This is a genomic window from Rhizobium brockwellii (assembly GCF_000769405.2).
GTDB lineage: Bacteria > Pseudomonadota > Alphaproteobacteria > Rhizobiales > Rhizobiaceae > Rhizobium > Rhizobium brockwellii.
Genome location: NZ_CP053439.1, coordinates 2,411,615 through 2,428,785, shown reverse-complemented (window position 1 = coordinate 2,428,785; position 17,171 = coordinate 2,411,615). Strand labels below are relative to the sequence as shown.

The window sequence follows — 17,171 nt, the reverse complement described above, 5'->3', positions numbered from 1 at the left end:
CTGCCGGTTGCTGACGCGCTATTGCCTGCATGTCTCTTTCGATCGACCTGCGGCAGTGCACTCGGATGCCTTCGGCTGCCTACCCACGGGACCTGTGAGGCCGCTGACCTGGCCGGCGTAATTATCTCTGGTATCCGCATCGACGACGGCGACCGGGGCGGCAAGGATCAGGCCGGCTGCACTGCCCGCCGCCGCCGCTGTGCTCGTCGTCGCGGCGAGGATTTTGTCCCCGAGTCCGACCTTGCTGTCAGTCAACGTCTGGCCGTCGGAAATCCGCGCCCCGATCAGCTGCACGACCTCGGGGGATTCCGCAAATTTTCCGTGGTTCAGCCTGTCGCCCGCCTTGACCTTGGTGAGATCGATCACCGTGATCTGGCTGTCGGCCAGTTCCTTCTTGAAGGGGGCCTGCTCGGGATCGATGGCGCCCAATCTGGCGACGTCGCCCCATACCCGGCGCGATACCGCGAGCGCGCGATCGTCTCGCGAAACGAACAGGGTAAACTTCGGATGCTGCTTGCCCATGTCGGCGATCTGCTGGCGGAAGACATCGACATCCACGTCGGGCGAGGCCAGCATGACGTTCTCGAACTTGGCAGGGAGGCGGCCGTTGCGGATCGCCATCTGCCGAAGCGCTTCGAGCGCCAGCCAGTTCCCCATGGAATGCGCCAGGATCGAGACTTCCTTCACCTCAGGATCTCTCGCGAGATACTGGAAGAGCGTCTCCAATGCGTTGCGCGTGTAGTTCGTGCTCTCCCTGTCATAGCCGTATGCAAGCAGACTGCCGCGCGACGGCCATGTCACCAGCACGGGCGCACTATGGACGCCGGAATCCTTGACGATCTGGGCGAAGCGATAGACGGAATCTTCGAAGCGATTGTTGAAGCCGTGGATGAATACCAGCACGCTGCGGTCGCGGCTCTTCCTGACCGAGGCGCTCAGCCATTTCTTGGCGTCGTCGCGGGTGATCTCGTCGGCTTTCAAGGTTGCGAAGTCGGTTGCCGGGTTGGATGGAAGCCTCCTCGGCCAGGCGACTTCGCCGACCTTGCGAACGTTCGCAGGCGGAATGGACACCGTGATGTCGGCAAAAGCCGGGGCGAGTGCGCGTTCGCCCGTGAACATCTCGCCTTGTATCGTGGAACGGGTGCGCGTCGTGGTCACGAGCATATCGACCTTGGTGGAATTCGGCGCGCTATCGGCAACGGGGATGAGCACGTTCTTCGGGTGGCCGCCACATCCGGCTAATGCGCAGAGCAGCAGGAGAGCCGAGATCCATTTCAGACCTGGGAAAGGGCTTGGTCGAATTCGGCTATCACGACATTTTGTGCTCACTGCTGTCCCTCATCGCCCCGTCAAGTTCGGGCAGGCCTCGACGCCGCAAGCCGCGGCGGTCGAAGTCGGCACTGGGCGAGACTATGCGAAGATGAGATAGCTTACCCGTATGATCGGGTATGTTACGGTCGGGGAAGACAGTATCAGCGGGGTTGCAGATCCGAGGTGGCGGCGGTTAACGCGATTGCATCGGGATAGGGCACCGTCATCCCCGCCTTGCGAAGTCCTTCGATCAGCCGGTCGCGATCTTCAGGCTGCATGTTGCGCATTGCGAGTTCGGTCACGACGTTCGGCAGGAAGTCAGGTCGCATGCTGACGAACACCTGTCCTTCCCGGTGGGCGTCGTCGATCATGCCGGCCTCCGCGTAGATGATGGCGGCGACAACATGGAAGAGAGGGAATTTCTGCATGTTCGCCTGCCTGATCTCCAGCACGGCGGTGTGGTTGTCGTGGAGCATGTAGGCGGCCAGGGCTCGTGTCCCGTGGTAGAAGCTGCCGCTGCCTGGATTGAGGGCGATGGCCTGATCCAGCAGGGTCGCTCCGCGCTGCCACTGGCCGCCGATCGCAAGCCGGGTTCCGAACTCGCCCATCAGTTCGGTGTCATTGGGGTTGGTGGCGAGGGCCTGCTCGCCCACACGCAGTGATTCAGCGAGCTGCCTGTCGAAGAACAGCGCCGTCATCAGCGCTTGGAGCCCGCGCGTATTGCTCGGATCGATGTGGGTTGCTCGCCTGGCGGCATCGAGCGCCCGCTGTATGGCTGAATCCTGGCTTGGTGTCGGATTGAACTTGTACCGGTCCTCATCGAGATAGACGATCGACAGCATTGCCCAGGCTGTCGCATAGCTCGGAAACTGCGCGACTGCGGCTTCGAGGCAATCCCGGACACGTGCATGCGCTTCGGCGCTCAGTTCCGAACGATAGGCATAGAAGCGCAAGGTGCACTCATACGCGCCGAGGTCATCCGGCGGCGGACTGGCGGCGTCGACCTGTGCCATGATCCCGTAGGGTTGGGCGATGGTGGTCGCGACCTTTCTGGCGACATCCGTCTGGATCGCAAACAGGTCTCCCGATGCGAGATCATTGTCATAATTCTCCGACCAGAGGATTTCGCCGTCTGACGTATCGAGCAACCTGGCCGTCACACGAAGACGCTTGCCCGACGTGCGTACCCCGCCGGCAAGGAGATAACGTGCGCCGAATTCGGCCCGGATCTCCGATGCGCCCACATCCGCGGGGAGGGACTTGGACGTTTCGCGGCCGAAGACTTTGATCTCCTTGAACCGTGGCAGGATGGTCATCAGTTCCTCGGTCAGGCCGGCCGTGTAGAGCTGCGCCTCCGGCCCTTCGCCGAGGTTGGCAAACGGGGCCACCACGAGGGCCGGCCGATCGGGCGACAGGCTTGCAACGCGTGGGAGTGACGGAGCGGGAGACCGCGCCCCGACCCAATAGAGCGAAATAGCCACTGCAGCGAGCGCAGCAGCACCCGGCAACAAGACCCGCCTTGCGCGCCACCAGCGTCCGGGGCGAACCCCGGAGGGTGATGTTTCGCCAGCGTCTTCGTCTCCAATGTCGACTGGTGCCGGACAGGACCAGGCGAAGGTTGGAACATACCCGCCTTTGGGAATGTCGATCCTGACCGGGTCATGCTGCCCGGCGACGAGATAGTAGCGCTCGAGCGACCGCCGCAGCCGTCCGGCCTCGATCCTGACCACCGGATCGTCCTGGGTGAAGCCGGGATCCCGGCCGAACACCTCGATTGCGATCGAATAGGCTTTGATGCGGTTGCCCCGACCCTCGAGGGTTTCCGAGACGACATAGCGGAGAAACGCTGCCGCGCGACCGACCCCTGGAAATTCAGGGCTGGAGACGACACGTTCCAGTTGCTCGCTTATATCGTCGGCTTGAGGCGCCGGCCGTGAAGAAATGGGTGCAGCAGACCCCTCTGCTGGTATCGATGCCTGCATGTCTGTCCCCAATCCCCCGTGGAGTCACATCACTGCCAGACCGTATGTTACGGTAACATACTCCACGAACCGATCGTCGTCCATGAAGATCGGGATCTGGCACACGTTGCAGTGGTGACGTCTCGAATGCCGGTAAGGAGTGGACCATGGACGAAGGCGTGACCGCAGTCCGTCGGCAGTTTCCAGCCAGGATCAGGGCGATCGACGATCTCTCTTCCCGCAGCGAGGACTTCCGGGAAATCTGTAGGGACTTTGCCGACGCCCAATCGGAACTGGCGAAATGGAATGTCTCGACCGATCCGAAGCGGAACGAGCGAGTCGTCGAATACCAGGAGCTGATCGCAGAACTCTCCAAGGAGATAGAGGGCGCGCTTGACGCCTCGGTACCGCCAACTGCTCGCTGATACGCGCGACCAGGCCAGCGGCAATCCAACGCCAGGCGTATGTTACGGTTACCTACTTGCGTTCCCCCTCTGGGCAACGACCATCGCGACAGACGTTCGGCGCTGAAATTTTGCGCTTCCACGAAACGAAACGCTTCCGAAGGATATAGCCGTGGTTTCCGAAAACTTGGACGAGCCTGCCGTTTCCCCAGCGCCTCGGAATCCACTCCGCAGGACAGCACTCATCGTCGTCCTGCTGGCGCTTGCCCTGTTCGTCCTCTCCATCTTCATGGAGCGGCGCACGCCGTCGACCTCACAAGCTCAGGTCCAGGCCTATATCGTCGGCATCGCCCCCGAAGTCACCGGTCGGGTCATCGAAGTCGGCGTCACCGACAATTCGCGGGTCGAGGCTAATCAGGTTCTCTTTCGTATCGATCCCGAGCGCTATGAACTCGCCGTCAACGAAGCCGAAGCAGCGCTCGCGAGTGTCGGCCAGTCGATCGGGGCATCGACTGCGACCGTCGATGCCGCACAGGCCAAGCTCGTGCAGATGGAGGCCGACAGAGACAATCTGCGCGACCAATATGCACGGGCGACCGAACTCGTAAAGCGCGGCGTCTTCTCCAGGGCTCGGTTCGATACGGCCAAGTCCGCCTATGATCAGGCGGAGGCTTCCGTTTCCGGGGCGCAGGCCGACCTTGCCAAGGCGAAAGAGCAGCTCGGCCCGGCCGGCAACGATAATCCGCAGCTGCGTGCAGCCCTTGCCGGACTGGAGAAGGCACGGCTCGATCTGGTGCGGACAACGGTCCGGGCACCGTCAGCCGGCGTCGTCACCAACCTTCAGCTCACCATCGGCAAGGTGGTCTCGGCCGGCCAGTCGGCGATGACCTTCATCGACGCCGGCACCATCTGGATCACCGCGGCCTTCAAGGAGAACAGCCTGGAGAAGGTCGCCGTCGGCAACAGAGCAGAGATTCTTTTCGACGCGCTTCCCGGCCGGCTGTTTCCGGCAACGGTCGAGAGCGTTGGGTTCGGCGTATCGCAAGGCAGCACCGACCCGACCACCGGATTGCCGACGATCCGAAACGATAGCGGCTGGGTCCAGGAGGCGCAGCGCTTTCCGGTCCGGTTGATCATCGAGGAGGCGCAGAGGCCGAAAGGCGGCGTGCGCTATGGCTCGCAGGCGACCGTCGTCATCTACACCGGCGACAACCCCGTCACCAATGCGTGGGGATCGCTCTGGATCCGCATCATGTCGGTGCTGACCTATGTCAACTGAGAGGGACCTCTCCGTCGAGGAGCAGAAACGCAAGGGGCTGCGGGTCGCGTTCGCAGTCTCCATCGGCTTCACGTTCGCAGTCTATGCCGGGGCTATCGTACCATTTCTCGGCCCGCTCTTTGCCGCCCAGTTTCTGCTCGGCAGTTCGCGGCCCATGCCGCTCGGCAAGACCATCGGCGCGGCGATGGTCATCCTGATCGCCGGGACGGCAATGATGGTTCTGACCAACGTGCTCGGCGACCGTCCGGCGCCCTTCCTCCTGATGCTGGGGTTGATCTATTTCGCGTGCTTTGCCGCGCAGTCGACGGGAAAGGGAGGACCGGCGGTCTTTCTGGTGCTCGTCGTTTCGATCATCGTACCTCTGCTCGGCATCTTGAACGAGGAACTCGCCAATTCCATCCTATCCATCCTGGTCGCCGGGGTGTTGTCAGGCACGGTTCTGATGTGGCTCGCCCATGCGGTCTTTCCCGAGCCGTTCTTCCGTGAGGTAGAGGCGGCGCCGATCGACCAGCGGCCGCTGGCCTTGGGGCGGGCGCTGGCAAACACGGTCATCCTTCTGGGCTCCGTCGTGATCTGCCTGACGAGCGATAACCTAACCGCTGCGGCGGTCATTCCGATCACCGTAGCGTCGCTGCTCGGGCAGCTCGACGTTGCCGCGAGCGCGCGTGCGGCGATCGGGCTCGTGCTCGTCAACCTCTTCGGCGGCGTGCTCGCCTCCATTGCCTATGCCGCGCTATCGCTGCGCCCCAATCTCCTCTCGATCTTCCTCATCGTTTTCGTCGTCGTCCTCCTGATCGGCGGGCGCGCGGCCGCCCGCTCGAAGGACGCCCCGGTTTTTGCCGGCGCCTTGACGACCTTCCTGATCCTCTTCGGCCTCGGCGTCTCGCCTCTGCCGGGGAGTGCTGCAGAATCCTTCGCCACCCGCATCGTCTATGTCGCAGCAGCCTTGATCTACGCGCTGCTGTTTGCCGCCATCCTGTGGCCGCGGACGGGGGAAACGAAGAGGATATCGGCATGACCATGCCGCAACAGATCGACCGGTTGGTAATCTCGCCTCCCTGCATACCTCGAGGAGATGCGGTTGCGGGGTAACGGCGCTCTGGATCGGCCATTTTTGACGGACAGGCTGGCGCAAGAGCGATGCGAGTGACGTTTTTACTGTCAATTCCTCGCTATTGGATAGAATGTAAGAATAATCGAATATAATAAAGTCAGTAGCCTAAACACCACGTCTGACCGCAAGGAGGATTTGAGATGGCTAGACCTCACGCGTTGTTACTCGCCACGGGACTGTTCCTGCCTTTTGCAGGATTCCCGTTTTCGCCGCATCCGACTCCGATCGCCGCCGCGCAGGAGCCGGCCGCTTCCAGTCCCGTCGCGGCGGAAGACGACGCGCCGGCGCCGCTGAGCGAGGACGAACTCGAAATCCTGGTGGCGCGGATTGCGCTCTATCCGGACGAACTGGTTGCGCTTGTCACGTCGGCGTCGCTCTATCCGCTGCAGGTGGTGGAGGCCGCCCGGTTCCTCGAAACCCTGAAGAAGCAGCCCGGGCTCAAGCCGAAGACGACGTGGGACGGCAGCATCGTATCGCTGCTGAACTACCCTCGGATCGTCACGATGATGAGCGAGGATCTGGACTGGACGCAGTCTCTCGGAGAGGCGCTCTCCTACCAGCAGAAGGACGTTCTGATCGCCATACAGCAACTGCGCGACAAAGCGGTCGCCGATGGCATCATCAAGACCGATGACAAGATCAAAGTCAGCCAGGAGAACGACAACGTCGTGATCGTCTCCGCCAGTCCTGAGAAGATCTATGTTCCGCAATACGCGCCGGAGATGCTGTATGAACCAAACTATGTGGCCGAGCCTATCGGCTACTATTCCGAGCCGTATCCGAACTACTATTATCCGACCGCCACCTTTTTCGCGGGCGTGGTGACGGGAGCGGTGTGGGCCGCCGCCGTCGACTGGAACCGTTGGGGCGTATGGGGCGGGCGCTGGAACGGCAACGTCGATATCGACTGCAACAAGTGCTTCAACAACATCAACGGCAAGGTGAATATCAACGACGTCGACTGGAAGAATGTCGACCGCAGCAAGATCGGTTTCGACAGCGCGCAGTTCAACAAGATCGACCGCAACTCCTTCCGGACCAGCATTGAGGCGAACGGCAACAACAGGGTCGGCGCAAGAGGCAACGACCGTGCGAACACGATCCGCGACCAGCCAGGCAAAGTCAGCGTCAACGATGTCCGCAAGAGCAAGATCGATGCGGACAGGGTCAATGTTGCGCGCAACAAGCCAGGCAATTCGGGAGTGGTCTCCGGGGGCGGGAAGGGAGCGCAGGCTGCGCAGAACCGCAGACCCGACGCGAGGACGCCGAACAGGGCTGCCGAAAACGCCAGACCAGTGCCCAACGCCAAACGCCCGGTCGCAAAGCCGAAACCTGCGACCCGGGTTGACAGCCGCCCGAGAAAGCCGTCGGCGATCGGTCAGGTCGATAGCGGCAGGCGCGCTGAGATGCAGTCCAACCGCGGCAGACAGGCCATGGCCGGCGGCAATCGCGGTGGTGGCGGTCGTGGAGAAATGCGCCGCGGCGGTGGTGGCGGCGGTCGCCGCCGATAACCGGAAAAAGGAGGAAAGTCATGACAAAGTCAGTCAGAAACATGCTTCTGGGTTCGGTGTTCGCTTTTGCGGCTCTCGCCACCAATCCGGTTCCTGCATCTGCAGCAGAGCCATCCGATGCGACCGTCATCTCGGGCTTCGCTTCTCAAAGCGATCCGCCCGTATTCGAGACGCCGGAGCAAACGGTCGATGCCTTCAAGGCGGCGCTGGCGGCTGATGATTTCGATAAGTTTACGGCGCTGCTGGGCATCGATGCAGCGAAAGCGAAAGCAGGCGAAGGGGTGATGGACACCTACGCACAGATCCGGGACGGCACGAAGAAGAAGATCGTCGTCAAGGACGTCGATGGCCGCAGGATCATCGAGATCGGCGACAAATTATGGCCTCTGCCATTTCCGATCGTGAAGGGCGACGATGGCAAATGGGGTTTCGACACCTATGCCGGGTTCGAGGAGATCATCAATCGTCGCGTCGGCGAGAACGAATTGCAGACCATCGACACGATGCAGGCCTATGTCGACGCCCAAAAGGAATATTCTTCCGCCGATCACGATGATGACGGCGTTCTGGAATATGCCCAGAAACTGATCAGCAGCGATGGTAAAACCGATGGTCTCTATTGGTCGCCTGATCTGGGCGAGGGTGATAGCCCGGCGGGCAACGCTCTCGAAGACAATGCGGCGCTTGATAAGGCCAAGGCCGGCGAGGGCTATTACGGCTATCGCTACAGGATCATCGACAGTCAGGGGCCGAACATCGCGGGCGGAGAGTTCGATTATGTGATCAACGGCAACATGATCGCAGGATTTGCCCTTATCGCCTGGCCGATCCGATATGGCGAAACCGGCGTGCACACCTTCGTCGTGAACGCGAACGGCACGGTCTACCAGGCCGATCTCGGCCGGGAGACCGAAAAAATAGCTGCTGGCGTCAGGACCTTCAATCCGGGTGACAATTGGGACGTGACTGCTGATTGAACACGGTCGTGCGTGTTTGGAACCAAGTCTGCTCCACCTCGTTGCCGCTTCGTACCTGACAATGATGCAAAGGAGGAAACGATGATTTCCGCAGAGCAGATCCGTGAACATATGGAAGTGCGGGCTGCCGACGGCACCCATGTCGGCACAGTCGATCATCTCGACGGCCCCACGCGCATCAAGCTGACGAAGCTCGACTCGGAAGACGGCAAGCACCACTTGATCCCGATCGATTGGGTCGATCACGTCGATGCTCACGTCCATCTGTCGAAGAACGCCAGGGATGTCCGAATGCAATGGGCCACCATCAACTGACAGCCGGTCGGCTGCGGCTTGCGGGCCGCAGCCTCCTTAAAACAGGATGGTTAGAGCATGATGGCTTTGACGCCGGCCAGCGCCCCGTTCAAGCGATAGGAGATCGATATGCCAGCCAAGTCCAAGGCCCAGCAGAAGGCGGCAGGCGCTGCACTTTCTGCCAAGCGCGGTGAGACGCCGAAGAGCGAACTCAAAGGTGCCTCGAAACAGATGGTCGAATCCATGAGCGAAAAACAGCTCGAGGAGTTCGCAGCAACTAAGAGGAAGGGTAAGCCCGAGCACGTGTCGAAATAAAGGGATGCGGGCACCGCCATGCGGTGTCGGATCTTTCCGCCGCTCCCAATCTATGAAGCCATGATCTTGAAAGCGGCTGCCGATGAAGCAGGATTGGCGGTTCGTGCGCGGTCGATGTATGGTTTGGACAGAGATTTGGGGCAATTGCCCATCAGCTAGAAATGCGCACTGCGCCTAAAACGGAGTCCGAGATTGGCCGTCGCCTTTACCAAGGAAGAGAGTTTTGAAACGGCTTCGGAAACCCTGCTGCCTGATCGTCCGATTTCGCCGCACCCAAACCTTGTCACGGAGGCGGGGTTGAAGGCTCTGGAGCTTCACTTCCAGCAAGCCCGCGAGGCCTATGATGCTGCGAGCCCCATCGACGATGTGAACGAACGGCGGCGGCATACAGCCAATCCTTTGCGTGATCTTCGTTACTTAACGGCAAGACTTCGCACCGCCCAGCTCGTACCTGCCCCCACGTCAATCGACACCGTCGCCTTTGGCGGCACTGTGACTTTTCGCCGTGACGACGGGCGCGTGCAGACCTATCGTATCGTCGGAGAGGACGAAGCCGATCCCAAGGCCGGATCGATTTCCTACGTTTCCCCGGTGGCGCGGTTGCTGATGGGCAAGGCTGTCGGCGATGTGGTGGAGACAGGCGGCTTGGAACTGGAAATCATCGCCATCGCATAGGAGAGCGCTATTCGCGTAGCCTTCCTCATTATTTTGGTACCATCGGGTACTTTATTTATCGAACCTTTACCATCCGTGGCTAGAACGATGACATTCCACCATCGAAAGTCACGCTCATGGTCAGCGCAATTTCCAGTTCTGCATCCACCATTTTGAGTTCAGCCGCTACAACCTCGTCTTCCAGTTCATCGGATCAGCTTGCCTCTCTCGAGGCACAGCTTGCCGAAAAGAAGGCAGCCCTGTCGGAAACGCAGGACGAACAAGAGAAGGCCGCGATCGAAAAATCGATCGATACGCTGGAAGCGAAGATTGCCAAGCTCGAAGCGAGCGAGAGCAACCAAACTCAGGCGTCTGCTGCATCGAAGCCTGCCGGTGACGCTCCTGGAGAATTTTCCGGCGAAAGCGAGCGTATCGGCACGACGAATTTTGACGAGACCAGTGAGTTCGGCAGCCGCACGGCTTACGTCTGATAGAAGCGACCCTGTTCTGCTGCATTCTTGAGTGACGCGTCAAAGGCGGCGCTTGGCCACCGTGACGACTTCGCGCGTCAGATCCGCCAGGCGATCGGCGGCGAGGCGGTTTATCTGCCAGTGGAGCGGGACATCGAGCGGTGTGTCGGGCACCAGCTCGACCAGTCGTCCGGACGCGAGATGCTCGCGGGTCAGCTGGGTCGGGTTCATCCCCCAACCCATACCCGATAGGCTCGCCTCCACGAAACTTTGCGGCGACGGCAGCCAATGGGTGGGATAGTCGAGATCGCGGCCAAACATCCGTCGTACCCAGCTGCTTTGCAGCCGGTCCTTCTGATTGAAGGTCAGCGCCGGAGCGTTGCGGATTGCCTCAGATGTCACGCCATGCGGAAAGTGGCGCGCGACGAAGTCAGGGGTTGCCGTTGCGTGGTAACGCAGAACGCCGAGTGCAAAACGCCGGCATCCGCGGACCGGCTTTTCCAGGCTGGTGACGGCGGCGATCACCCGCCCGCGCTGCAGCCATTCGGCAGTATGGTCCTGGTCGTCGACGGCGATATTCAGCAGATAGGAAGAGCTCCTGGCGAAATTCGACATGGCCTCGACGAACCATGTGCCGAGGCTGTCGGCATTCGTCGCGATTTGAAGCGTGACCCTTTGGCGTGGTTCGTCAGGATCGATGAGGGCCGGCAATTGCCCGAAGAGTTCTGCTTCGAGCATGCCGACATTCTCCATATGGCGGCAGAGCCATTCTCCCTTTTCGGTCGCCGTACACGGCGTGCCCCTGACGATGAGGACGACGCCAAGACGTTCCTCGAGCTGCTTCACGCGCTGCGAAATGGCCGAAGGCGTCACATTCAGGACGGTCGCAGCTCTTTCGAAGCTGCCTGTCTGGACAATGGTTGCGACGGCGCGCAGAGCGGGATAGTCGAGCACAGATTAGTTTCACTTAATCGGAGTAAGGTAGATTAATTAGCCTAATTATCCCAATCGCGATAGCGCAACCTCACCGAAATGAGGGGCGTTGGCCGAAGCGATGAATTTTTCGATCTATGGAACCGGCCTGATGATGGGCCTCAGCCTGATCGTCGCCATCGGCGCGCAGAACGCCTTTATCCTCCGCCAGGGCTTGCGCAACGAACATGTCTTCGCCGTTTGCCTCGCATGCGCTGTATCGGATGCCGCGCTTATCGTGCTTGGCGTGACCAGCCTCCAGCAAATCGCCAGGTTCATGCCATGGCTCGATCCGGTCATGCGCTATGGCGGAGCCGCATTTCTGGTCTGGTACGGAGCAAGAAGCCTCTATTCCGCCTTGAGATCGTCCGCTGCTCTGACGGCCGGGGAAGCAAAGTCGTCAAGCTTTCGGCAGACGCTGGCGACCTGCCTCGCACTCACCTGGCTCAATCCGCACGTCTATCTCGACACAGTTGTGCTGCTCGGCACGATATCGACCCGATATCCGGGGGAGCAGGCTTCCTTTGCGGCAGGGGCGGTGACGGGTTCCTTCCTGTTCTTCTTTTCGCTCGGATATGGCGCAAAGCGGCTGCGGCCGATCTTCTCGAAACCCTCATCCTGGCGCATGCTGGAAACGCTTATCGCTTTCACGATGTGGATCATAGCCTTCAAACTGCTGGGCGGGATGTGATCGCCGTTCGACCGGTTCGATCATCCGCTGCGGCGCAAGTCGAGCAGGACGTTGCGAGTTGACCGGCACCGATTTGCCCAGATCATGAGCGGATTCAAAGCGATGAAGCGTCTCTACCGCGTCCCATCGCACGCGCGGCGCTCCGGGACGGTCAACTCTAGCTCGCGCTGGCAATCTGCCAGCAGATGTGGCGGAAAGCGCCTTAGCTCCCGGAGCGCATGCTCATGGTTGGCATCCCTGCGCTTCTGCGCCTTGAATGCGGAAAGGGCCTCTACGATATTCCAGATGCTTGTTTGAGACATGTCGGGCCTCCTTGGCTGCATTTCGCTGCCGACACGCGAAATATCAGGTTCAATTGACATTCAATCAAACAAAATGATATGGGGTTATAAATCAGAAAAATTGAAAGATGCGACGATGAGCATTCCATTTCGCCGTCCCATTCCGCTGCTTGACAACGAAGTGCTGCGTACCTTCGTGGCTATCGCCGAGACAGGCAATTTTTCGACCGCCGCCGAGGCGGTCTTCCGTACGCCGTCGGCTGTGTCGATGCAGATCAAGAAGCTTGAAGAACAACTGGGGGCAACGCTGTTCCTGCGCGACGCCCGTTCGGTATCGCTGACACGCCACGGCGAGATGTTGCTATCCTATGCGCGCAACATGCTGGCGCTGTCGAACGAGGCGGTGTCGCGCTTCATCATGCCGGAACTCAGCGGCGTCGTGCGGCTTGGCGCGCCGGAGGATATCGGCGAACGGCTGCTGCCGAGCATCCTGAAGAGTTTTGCCGAAAGCTATCCCGGCATCATGGTCGACGTGACCATCGACATGAGCATCGGGCTGAAGAAGCGCATGGAGGAGCAGCGGCTCGACCTGGCCTTGATCAACTGTGCGACACGGCCGTTCCCGACGGGCGGGGAGGTGGTGTTCCGCGAGCGGCTGGTCTGGGCCGGCGCCAGGTGCGGTTCGGCGCATCGCCGCGATCCGCTGCCGATCTCGATCTGGGAAGACGGCTGCATCTGGCGCCAGGAGGCGCTCTCCCAACTCGAACGCAACAAGCGGCATTATCGCGTCGCCTATCTCAGCGGCCACACGATGGCGCAGCGCGCCGCCGTGCTTTCCGATCTCGCCATCGCGCCGTTGCCGCTGTCCTATGTCAACGAGGACATGGCGATCCTGGGGCCTCAGGAAGGGCTGCCGGAGCTCGGCGCCTTCGATATCCGCCTGCTGACCGCCTCGCAGGTGTCGGGGCCGATCGAGACGGTGGCTGACAGCATTCGCGGCGCCTTTGCAGAGAGAGCAAAGGCGGTCGCTGCCTAGCTGCATCGGACAGATTATGCTCCGATCGAAAGTGATGGCGCGTCCTATCGGACGCGGGGCTGTAGCGGGTATCCTTATACCCAGTGAACCTTTTGGTTTGTCGTGCGTTATTGGCGCGGGACGGCAATTGTCGCCGTTCGGGGTTGATTTCAAACAAGGATATCTGAGATGACGACAACGGCCAAAATTGCCGCAGCTTTTATGGTTCTTCTTGCCCTTTCCTCCTGCGGCAACACGATCCGCGGCATAGGAAAGGATACGGCAAATACCGTGAACGCCACGCAGGATGCCGGCCGCTCAGTCGACCGCGCCGCGAAGAAGTAACGACCGTTCCGATCGCTGCTAGAATCGCCGGATCAGGTGCTGACCCGGGGATCAACTATTGGCCGGGTCCGGATCATCCTAACGGATGACCGGGGGACAGAGCTTTTCCAGCCCGCCGGATCGGCTGAGGCCGGTCCGGAAGGCCTGGTAGGCGGGATGCTGGCTGGAGCGGGCGGTTTCCATCAGCCGGATCTGCAGCCGGTCCGGCGCATGACTTCCGAGCCAGATTCCCAGATTTTCGAGCTTCAGCGAGTTCAGGAAACGCGATCCGGCGGCGAGATCGAGATGGCGGCGCAGGCCGTCGAGCAGGTTGTCGTCCTGGGCGGCGTTTTCCATGAGCAGCGCCAAATACGACTTGTCGGTCTCCGACAGCGCGGCGAGTTTTTCCGCAACGGTATTGCGGTCGGGAAAGGGAACATTGCCTGTCATCGAATCGTCCATGCTTGATCGTGGTTTGGCCGTTATAAGCTCGCCTTGACCTTCTGGGCTACATCGACGGGCACCCATTTCGTCCACAGGCTCTCGTAGTTGCGAAGGAAATAGATCGCGGCATCCTCGTTGCTTGCGCGGTTTTCGTCCTGCCAGGCGAGCACCTGGTTGATCGTCGCATTGTCCCATTTGCGGGTCTTGAGATAGGTCGTGACAGGTCCGGCGCGGCTGGCGAAGGACCTGGTCATCAGTGTGAAGGCGCGCGAGACCGGGTAGGAGTTGACCTCGGGCCTGGCGCAGCCGGCAACTGCGGTACAGCGGTCCCATTCATTCTTGTTGTGGCCGACGCCGAAGCTCAGGCGCGTCATGTCGTATTTGCCGAGGATGGCAGTCGGCGCCCAGTAATAACCGAGCCAGCCGACCTTGTTTTCGAAAGCGCGGGCAATCGAGGCGTCAAGCTGTTCGGGGCTGCCGATTTCGACAAGCTCGAAGCTCTTCTTGTCGGCGGCAAGCGCCTTGAAGAGGTTGGTGGTTGATATCTGGCAGCTCCAGTCGGCGGGACAGTTGTAAACTGCGCCCTTCGACGGGTCGTCCTCGGCGGGGAAAAGTTCGGGATGTTTCAGCGCGCCTTCGACCGAGCGGATGTCGGGGTGGGCGTCGGCGATGAATTTCGGAATCCACCAACCCTCGACGGCGCCGTCGGCAAGGATTTCGGCCCCCTGCACCAACCGGCCGCTGTTGACGGCTTGATCGAGCAGGGCCCTGACGGAATTGATCCAGTATTCCGAGGCGATGTCGGGGGTACCTTTCTCATTCATCGAGGCGAAGGTCGGCAGGGTGTCGCCATCGACAATAGTGACGGAACAGCCGTATCCCTTTTCCAGGATGATCTTGTCGAAGCTCGCCGCAATGCCTGCCGAGGCCCATTTCATTTCGGCGATCGAAACGCTGCCGCATTCGCCGGCTTCAGCCGGCGCTACGGTAGAAAGAGCCGCGGCAAAGACGGCCGGAATCAGAAACGTCTTCATCGTCATTCCCCGAATTCTTCTTAGGCGGACGCGCAGGCTCTGAAATCAACCGACAAATATGTCCGGCACCCGAAGGGAAAATGCCTGCCGGGCGATACCGCAACAGGCTTTCGGTTCATGGGCAGGCCATATTCAACAATGGCGCATTTTGATGAAGCCTACGCGTTCGCTCGCAGAAATCAACCATCTTCTGCTTATGGTTGCGTGACTAAATTATTGAATTCGAAGAATTTATGTCGGCATCCCGAAATTGGCGCCCTCGGGCGAAAAGCACGCTCTTGGCGATCGGCAGCGGATCTTCGGCAGAAATTTCGACGAGAATGTCAAAAAAGATCAAAATTAACATTTGCGTAAGCCTTCAATAACTCTCCGGTAAGAATGTCCCGTTATCAGTTGGGGCGTGGCAGCAATGACCGCCGCTTCTCTGGTTCAGGTAGTGCGTACCGGAGAAAGCGAGCTTCGCCGTGTAAGGGCGAAGACGCCTGAGTTTTCGGCAAACCGCGCAGAGCCAAGGCCATGCGCGGTTTTCGCGTTTGCGGGGGAACTTGCCCCAAGCCCAGTCTTGCGCCGGGCCAAGTCTTGACCCGGGCCAAGCTTGACCCGAGGTTGCCGCCCATTGTAGGCCTCGCCTGAACGAGAGGCGGATGCGGGCCATCATGGCAAGAGCGATCATGCTGCAGGGAACCGGCTCCAATGTCGGCAAGACGGTGCTGGTTGCGGGCCTCTGCCGGCTGGCGGCGAATCGCGGGCTGACGGTCCGGCCGTTCAAGCCACAGAATATGTCAAACAACGCGGCGGTCGCCGATGACGGCGGCGAGATCGGTCGGGCGCAGTGGCTGCAGTCGCTGGCCGCGCGCACGCCATCCTCGGTGCACATGAACCCGGTGCTGCTCAAGCCGCAATCGGAAAACGGCAGCCAGATCATCGTGCAGGGCAAGGTATTCGGACAGGCGAAGGGACGCGACTATCAGCGGCTGAAGCCTGAGCTGCTCGGCGCCGTGCTCGAAAGTTTCGAAAAAGTGGCCGCGGGGGCCGACCTCGTTATCGTCGAGGGCGCCGGATCGCCGGCCGAGATCAATCTCAGGGCCGGCGATATTGCCAATATGGGCTTTGCGACGCGGGCCGGCGTGCCTGTCGTGCTCGTCGGCGATATCGACCGCGGCGGTGTCATCGCCTCACTTGTGGGCACGCATGCGATCCTCGACGAGGGCGACCGGTCGATGATCGCGGGCTATATCATCAACAAGTTCCGCGGCGACGTCTCGCTGTTTGACGACGGCATCCGCGCCATCGAAGGCTTTACCGGCTGGCCGTGCTTCGGCGTTGTGCCATGGCTGCAGGGCGCTGGGCGCCTGCCGGCCGAAGATTCGGTCGTGCTCGAACGGCTGGCGAAGGGCGGGACGGGCGCGCTGAAGATCGCCGTTCCGGTGCTGCCGCGCATCGCCAATTTCGACGATCTCGACCCGCTGCGGACCGAGCCGGATGTCGAGCTGGTCTTCGTGCGATCAGGCGAGCGGATCCCAGCCGATGCGAGCCTCGTTGTGCTTCCCGGCTCGAAATCGACGATATCGGATCTCGCCGACTTCAGGGCTGAGGGCTGGGACCGCGATCTCCGGGCGCATGTCAGGCGCGGCGGCCGGGTGATCGGCATCTGCGGCGGCTACCAGATGCTCGGCCGGACGGTGCATGATCCGCTTGGGCTCGAGGGCGGGACGCTCGAGACGCCGGGGCTTGGGCTGCTCGACATCGAGACCGAGATGGAGCCTGAGAAAACCGTGCGCAACAGCCAGGCTCGCTCGACCGAATACGACGCGCCGCTTGACGGCTACCAGATCCACCTCGGCATCACCCGCGGCACGGATTGTATCAGGCCTTCGGCAGTCATCGACGGCGCGCCCGACGGGGCGCTGTCGGCCGACGGCCGCATCATGGGCACCTACCTGCACGGGCTCTTCTGCAGCGACAGCTACCGCGCTCGGCTGCTTCAAAGCTTCGGGCTCTCGGGCGAGCGGAGGAATTACCGCGAGAGCGTCGAGCAGGCGCTCGACGACGTCGCCGAGGAATTGGAGCGTCATCTCGATCCGCACTGGCTGGCCGGGCTGCTCGGTTAGGCCGGATGG

The 17,171-nt window shown here is 60.9% G+C and carries 19 protein-coding genes; 13 read left to right on the top strand and 6 right to left on the bottom strand.

Going from position 1 to position 17,171, the window contains the following annotated elements:
• Positions 1-18 precede the first annotated feature (18 nt).
• Positions 19-1,329, bottom strand: coding sequence for an alpha/beta hydrolase (locus tag RLCC275e_RS12150; protein WP_033182215.1), 1,311 nt, complete (start codon positions 1,327-1,329; stop codon positions 19-21).
• A 143-nt stretch (positions 1,330-1,472) separates the two neighbouring features.
• The gene (locus RLCC275e_RS12145) at positions 1,473-3,293 is read right to left on the bottom strand and encodes an adenylate cyclase (RefSeq protein ID WP_033182216.1); all 1,821 of its coding nucleotides are present in this window, start codon (positions 3,291-3,293) and stop codon (positions 1,473-1,475) included.
• Positions 3,294-3,439: 146 nt separating this feature from the next.
• Between RLCC275e_RS12145 and RLCC275e_RS12140 the strand changes: the two genes are divergently transcribed.
• From RLCC275e_RS12140 to RLCC275e_RS12100, 9 genes are all read left to right on the top strand, one after another.
• On the top strand, positions 3,440-3,697 hold the full coding sequence (locus tag RLCC275e_RS12140; RefSeq protein ID WP_033182217.1) for a hypothetical protein: 258 nt from the start codon (positions 3,440-3,442) through the stop codon (positions 3,695-3,697).
• A gap of 151 nt (positions 3,698-3,848) precedes the next feature.
• Entirely contained in the window at positions 3,849-4,955 is a 1,107-nt protein-coding gene (locus tag RLCC275e_RS12135; RefSeq protein ID WP_033182218.1) for an HlyD family secretion protein, read from the top strand.
• Positions 4,945-5,973, top strand: a complete 1,029-nt coding sequence (locus RLCC275e_RS12130) for a DUF2955 domain-containing protein (RefSeq protein ID WP_033182219.1) — start codon at positions 4,945-4,947, stop codon at positions 5,971-5,973. Before RLCC275e_RS12135 ends, RLCC275e_RS12130 begins: the two co-directional genes overlap by 11 nt.
• Positions 5,974-6,209: 236 nt before the next feature.
• Positions 6,210-7,580: a DUF3300 domain-containing protein gene (locus RLCC275e_RS12125; protein WP_130707703.1), complete on the top strand. Its 1,371-nt coding sequence runs from the start codon at positions 6,210-6,212 to the stop codon at positions 7,578-7,580.
• A gap of 20 nt (positions 7,581-7,600) precedes the next feature.
• Entirely contained in the window at positions 7,601-8,557 is a 957-nt protein-coding gene (locus tag RLCC275e_RS12120; RefSeq protein WP_033182220.1) for a DUF2950 domain-containing protein, read from the top strand.
• 81 nt (positions 8,558-8,638) lie between these two features.
• A complete protein-coding gene (locus RLCC275e_RS12115; RefSeq protein WP_027684280.1) occupies positions 8,639-8,872 on the top strand; it encodes a DUF2171 domain-containing protein in 234 nt (77 codons plus the stop codon).
• Between the two features lie 108 nt (positions 8,873-8,980).
• Positions 8,981-9,166 (top strand): DUF3008 family protein, encoded by a 186-nt coding sequence (locus RLCC275e_RS12110; RefSeq protein WP_027686116.1) that lies wholly within the window; start codon positions 8,981-8,983, stop codon positions 9,164-9,166.
• Between the two features lie 192 nt (positions 9,167-9,358).
• Positions 9,359-9,841 carry a transcription elongation factor GreA gene (gene greA / locus RLCC275e_RS12105; RefSeq protein WP_033182221.1) on the top strand — a complete coding sequence of 161 codons (483 nt, stop codon included), beginning with the start codon at positions 9,359-9,361 and terminating at the stop codon, positions 9,839-9,841.
• A 116-nt stretch (positions 9,842-9,957) separates the two neighbouring features.
• Entirely contained in the window at positions 9,958-10,311 is a 354-nt protein-coding gene (locus tag RLCC275e_RS12100) for a hypothetical protein (protein WP_033182222.1), read from the top strand.
• 39 nt (positions 10,312-10,350) lie between these two features.
• Here RLCC275e_RS12100 and RLCC275e_RS12095 read toward each other — a convergent pair whose 3' ends face one another.
• Complete coding sequence (locus RLCC275e_RS12095; protein WP_033182223.1) at positions 10,351-11,244, bottom strand: LysR family transcriptional regulator ArgP; 894 nt, start codon at positions 11,242-11,244, stop codon at positions 10,351-10,353.
• 100 nt (positions 11,245-11,344) lie between these two features.
• On the opposite strand from RLCC275e_RS12095, the gene RLCC275e_RS12090 reads away from it, so the two are divergent.
• Positions 11,345-11,953 carry a LysE/ArgO family amino acid transporter gene (locus tag RLCC275e_RS12090; protein ID WP_033182439.1) on the top strand — a complete coding sequence of 203 codons (609 nt, stop codon included), beginning with the start codon at positions 11,345-11,347 and terminating at the stop codon, positions 11,951-11,953.
• A gap of 113 nt (positions 11,954-12,066) precedes the next feature.
• Here the strand turns inward: RLCC275e_RS12090 and RLCC275e_RS34660 are convergent, their stop codons facing one another.
• Positions 12,067-12,255: a hypothetical protein gene (locus RLCC275e_RS34660; protein WP_033182224.1), complete on the bottom strand. Its 189-nt coding sequence runs from the start codon at positions 12,253-12,255 to the stop codon at positions 12,067-12,069.
• A gap of 73 nt (positions 12,256-12,328) precedes the next feature.
• On the opposite strand from RLCC275e_RS34660, the gene RLCC275e_RS12085 reads away from it, so the two are divergent.
• Both RLCC275e_RS12085 and RLCC275e_RS12080 read left to right on the top strand, forming a co-directional pair.
• A complete protein-coding gene (locus RLCC275e_RS12085; RefSeq protein ID WP_171816945.1) occupies positions 12,329-13,270 on the top strand; it encodes a LysR family transcriptional regulator in 942 nt (313 codons plus the stop codon).
• A gap of 168 nt (positions 13,271-13,438) precedes the next feature.
• Positions 13,439-13,594 carry an entericidin domain-containing protein gene (locus RLCC275e_RS12080; RefSeq protein WP_003560194.1) on the top strand — a complete coding sequence of 52 codons (156 nt, stop codon included), beginning with the start codon at positions 13,439-13,441 and terminating at the stop codon, positions 13,592-13,594.
• Positions 13,595-13,672: 78 nt separating this feature from the next.
• On the opposite strand, the gene RLCC275e_RS12075 is transcribed toward RLCC275e_RS12080, so the two are convergent.
• Both RLCC275e_RS12075 and RLCC275e_RS12070 read right to left on the bottom strand, forming a co-directional pair.
• On the bottom strand, positions 13,673-14,035 hold the full coding sequence (locus tag RLCC275e_RS12075) for a hypothetical protein (protein WP_171816946.1): 363 nt from the start codon (positions 14,033-14,035) through the stop codon (positions 13,673-13,675).
• A gap of 20 nt (positions 14,036-14,055) precedes the next feature.
• The gene (locus tag RLCC275e_RS12070; RefSeq protein ID WP_171816947.1) at positions 14,056-15,057 is read right to left on the bottom strand and encodes a glycine betaine ABC transporter substrate-binding protein; all 1,002 of its coding nucleotides are present in this window, start codon (positions 15,055-15,057) and stop codon (positions 14,056-14,058) included.
• A gap of 650 nt (positions 15,058-15,707) precedes the next feature.
• Between RLCC275e_RS12070 and RLCC275e_RS12065 the strand changes: the two genes are divergently transcribed.
• Positions 15,708-17,162, top strand: a complete 1,455-nt coding sequence (locus tag RLCC275e_RS12065) for a cobyric acid synthase (RefSeq protein ID WP_033182443.1) — start codon at positions 15,708-15,710, stop codon at positions 17,160-17,162.
• The last annotated feature ends 9 nt before the right edge of the window (positions 17,163-17,171 follow it).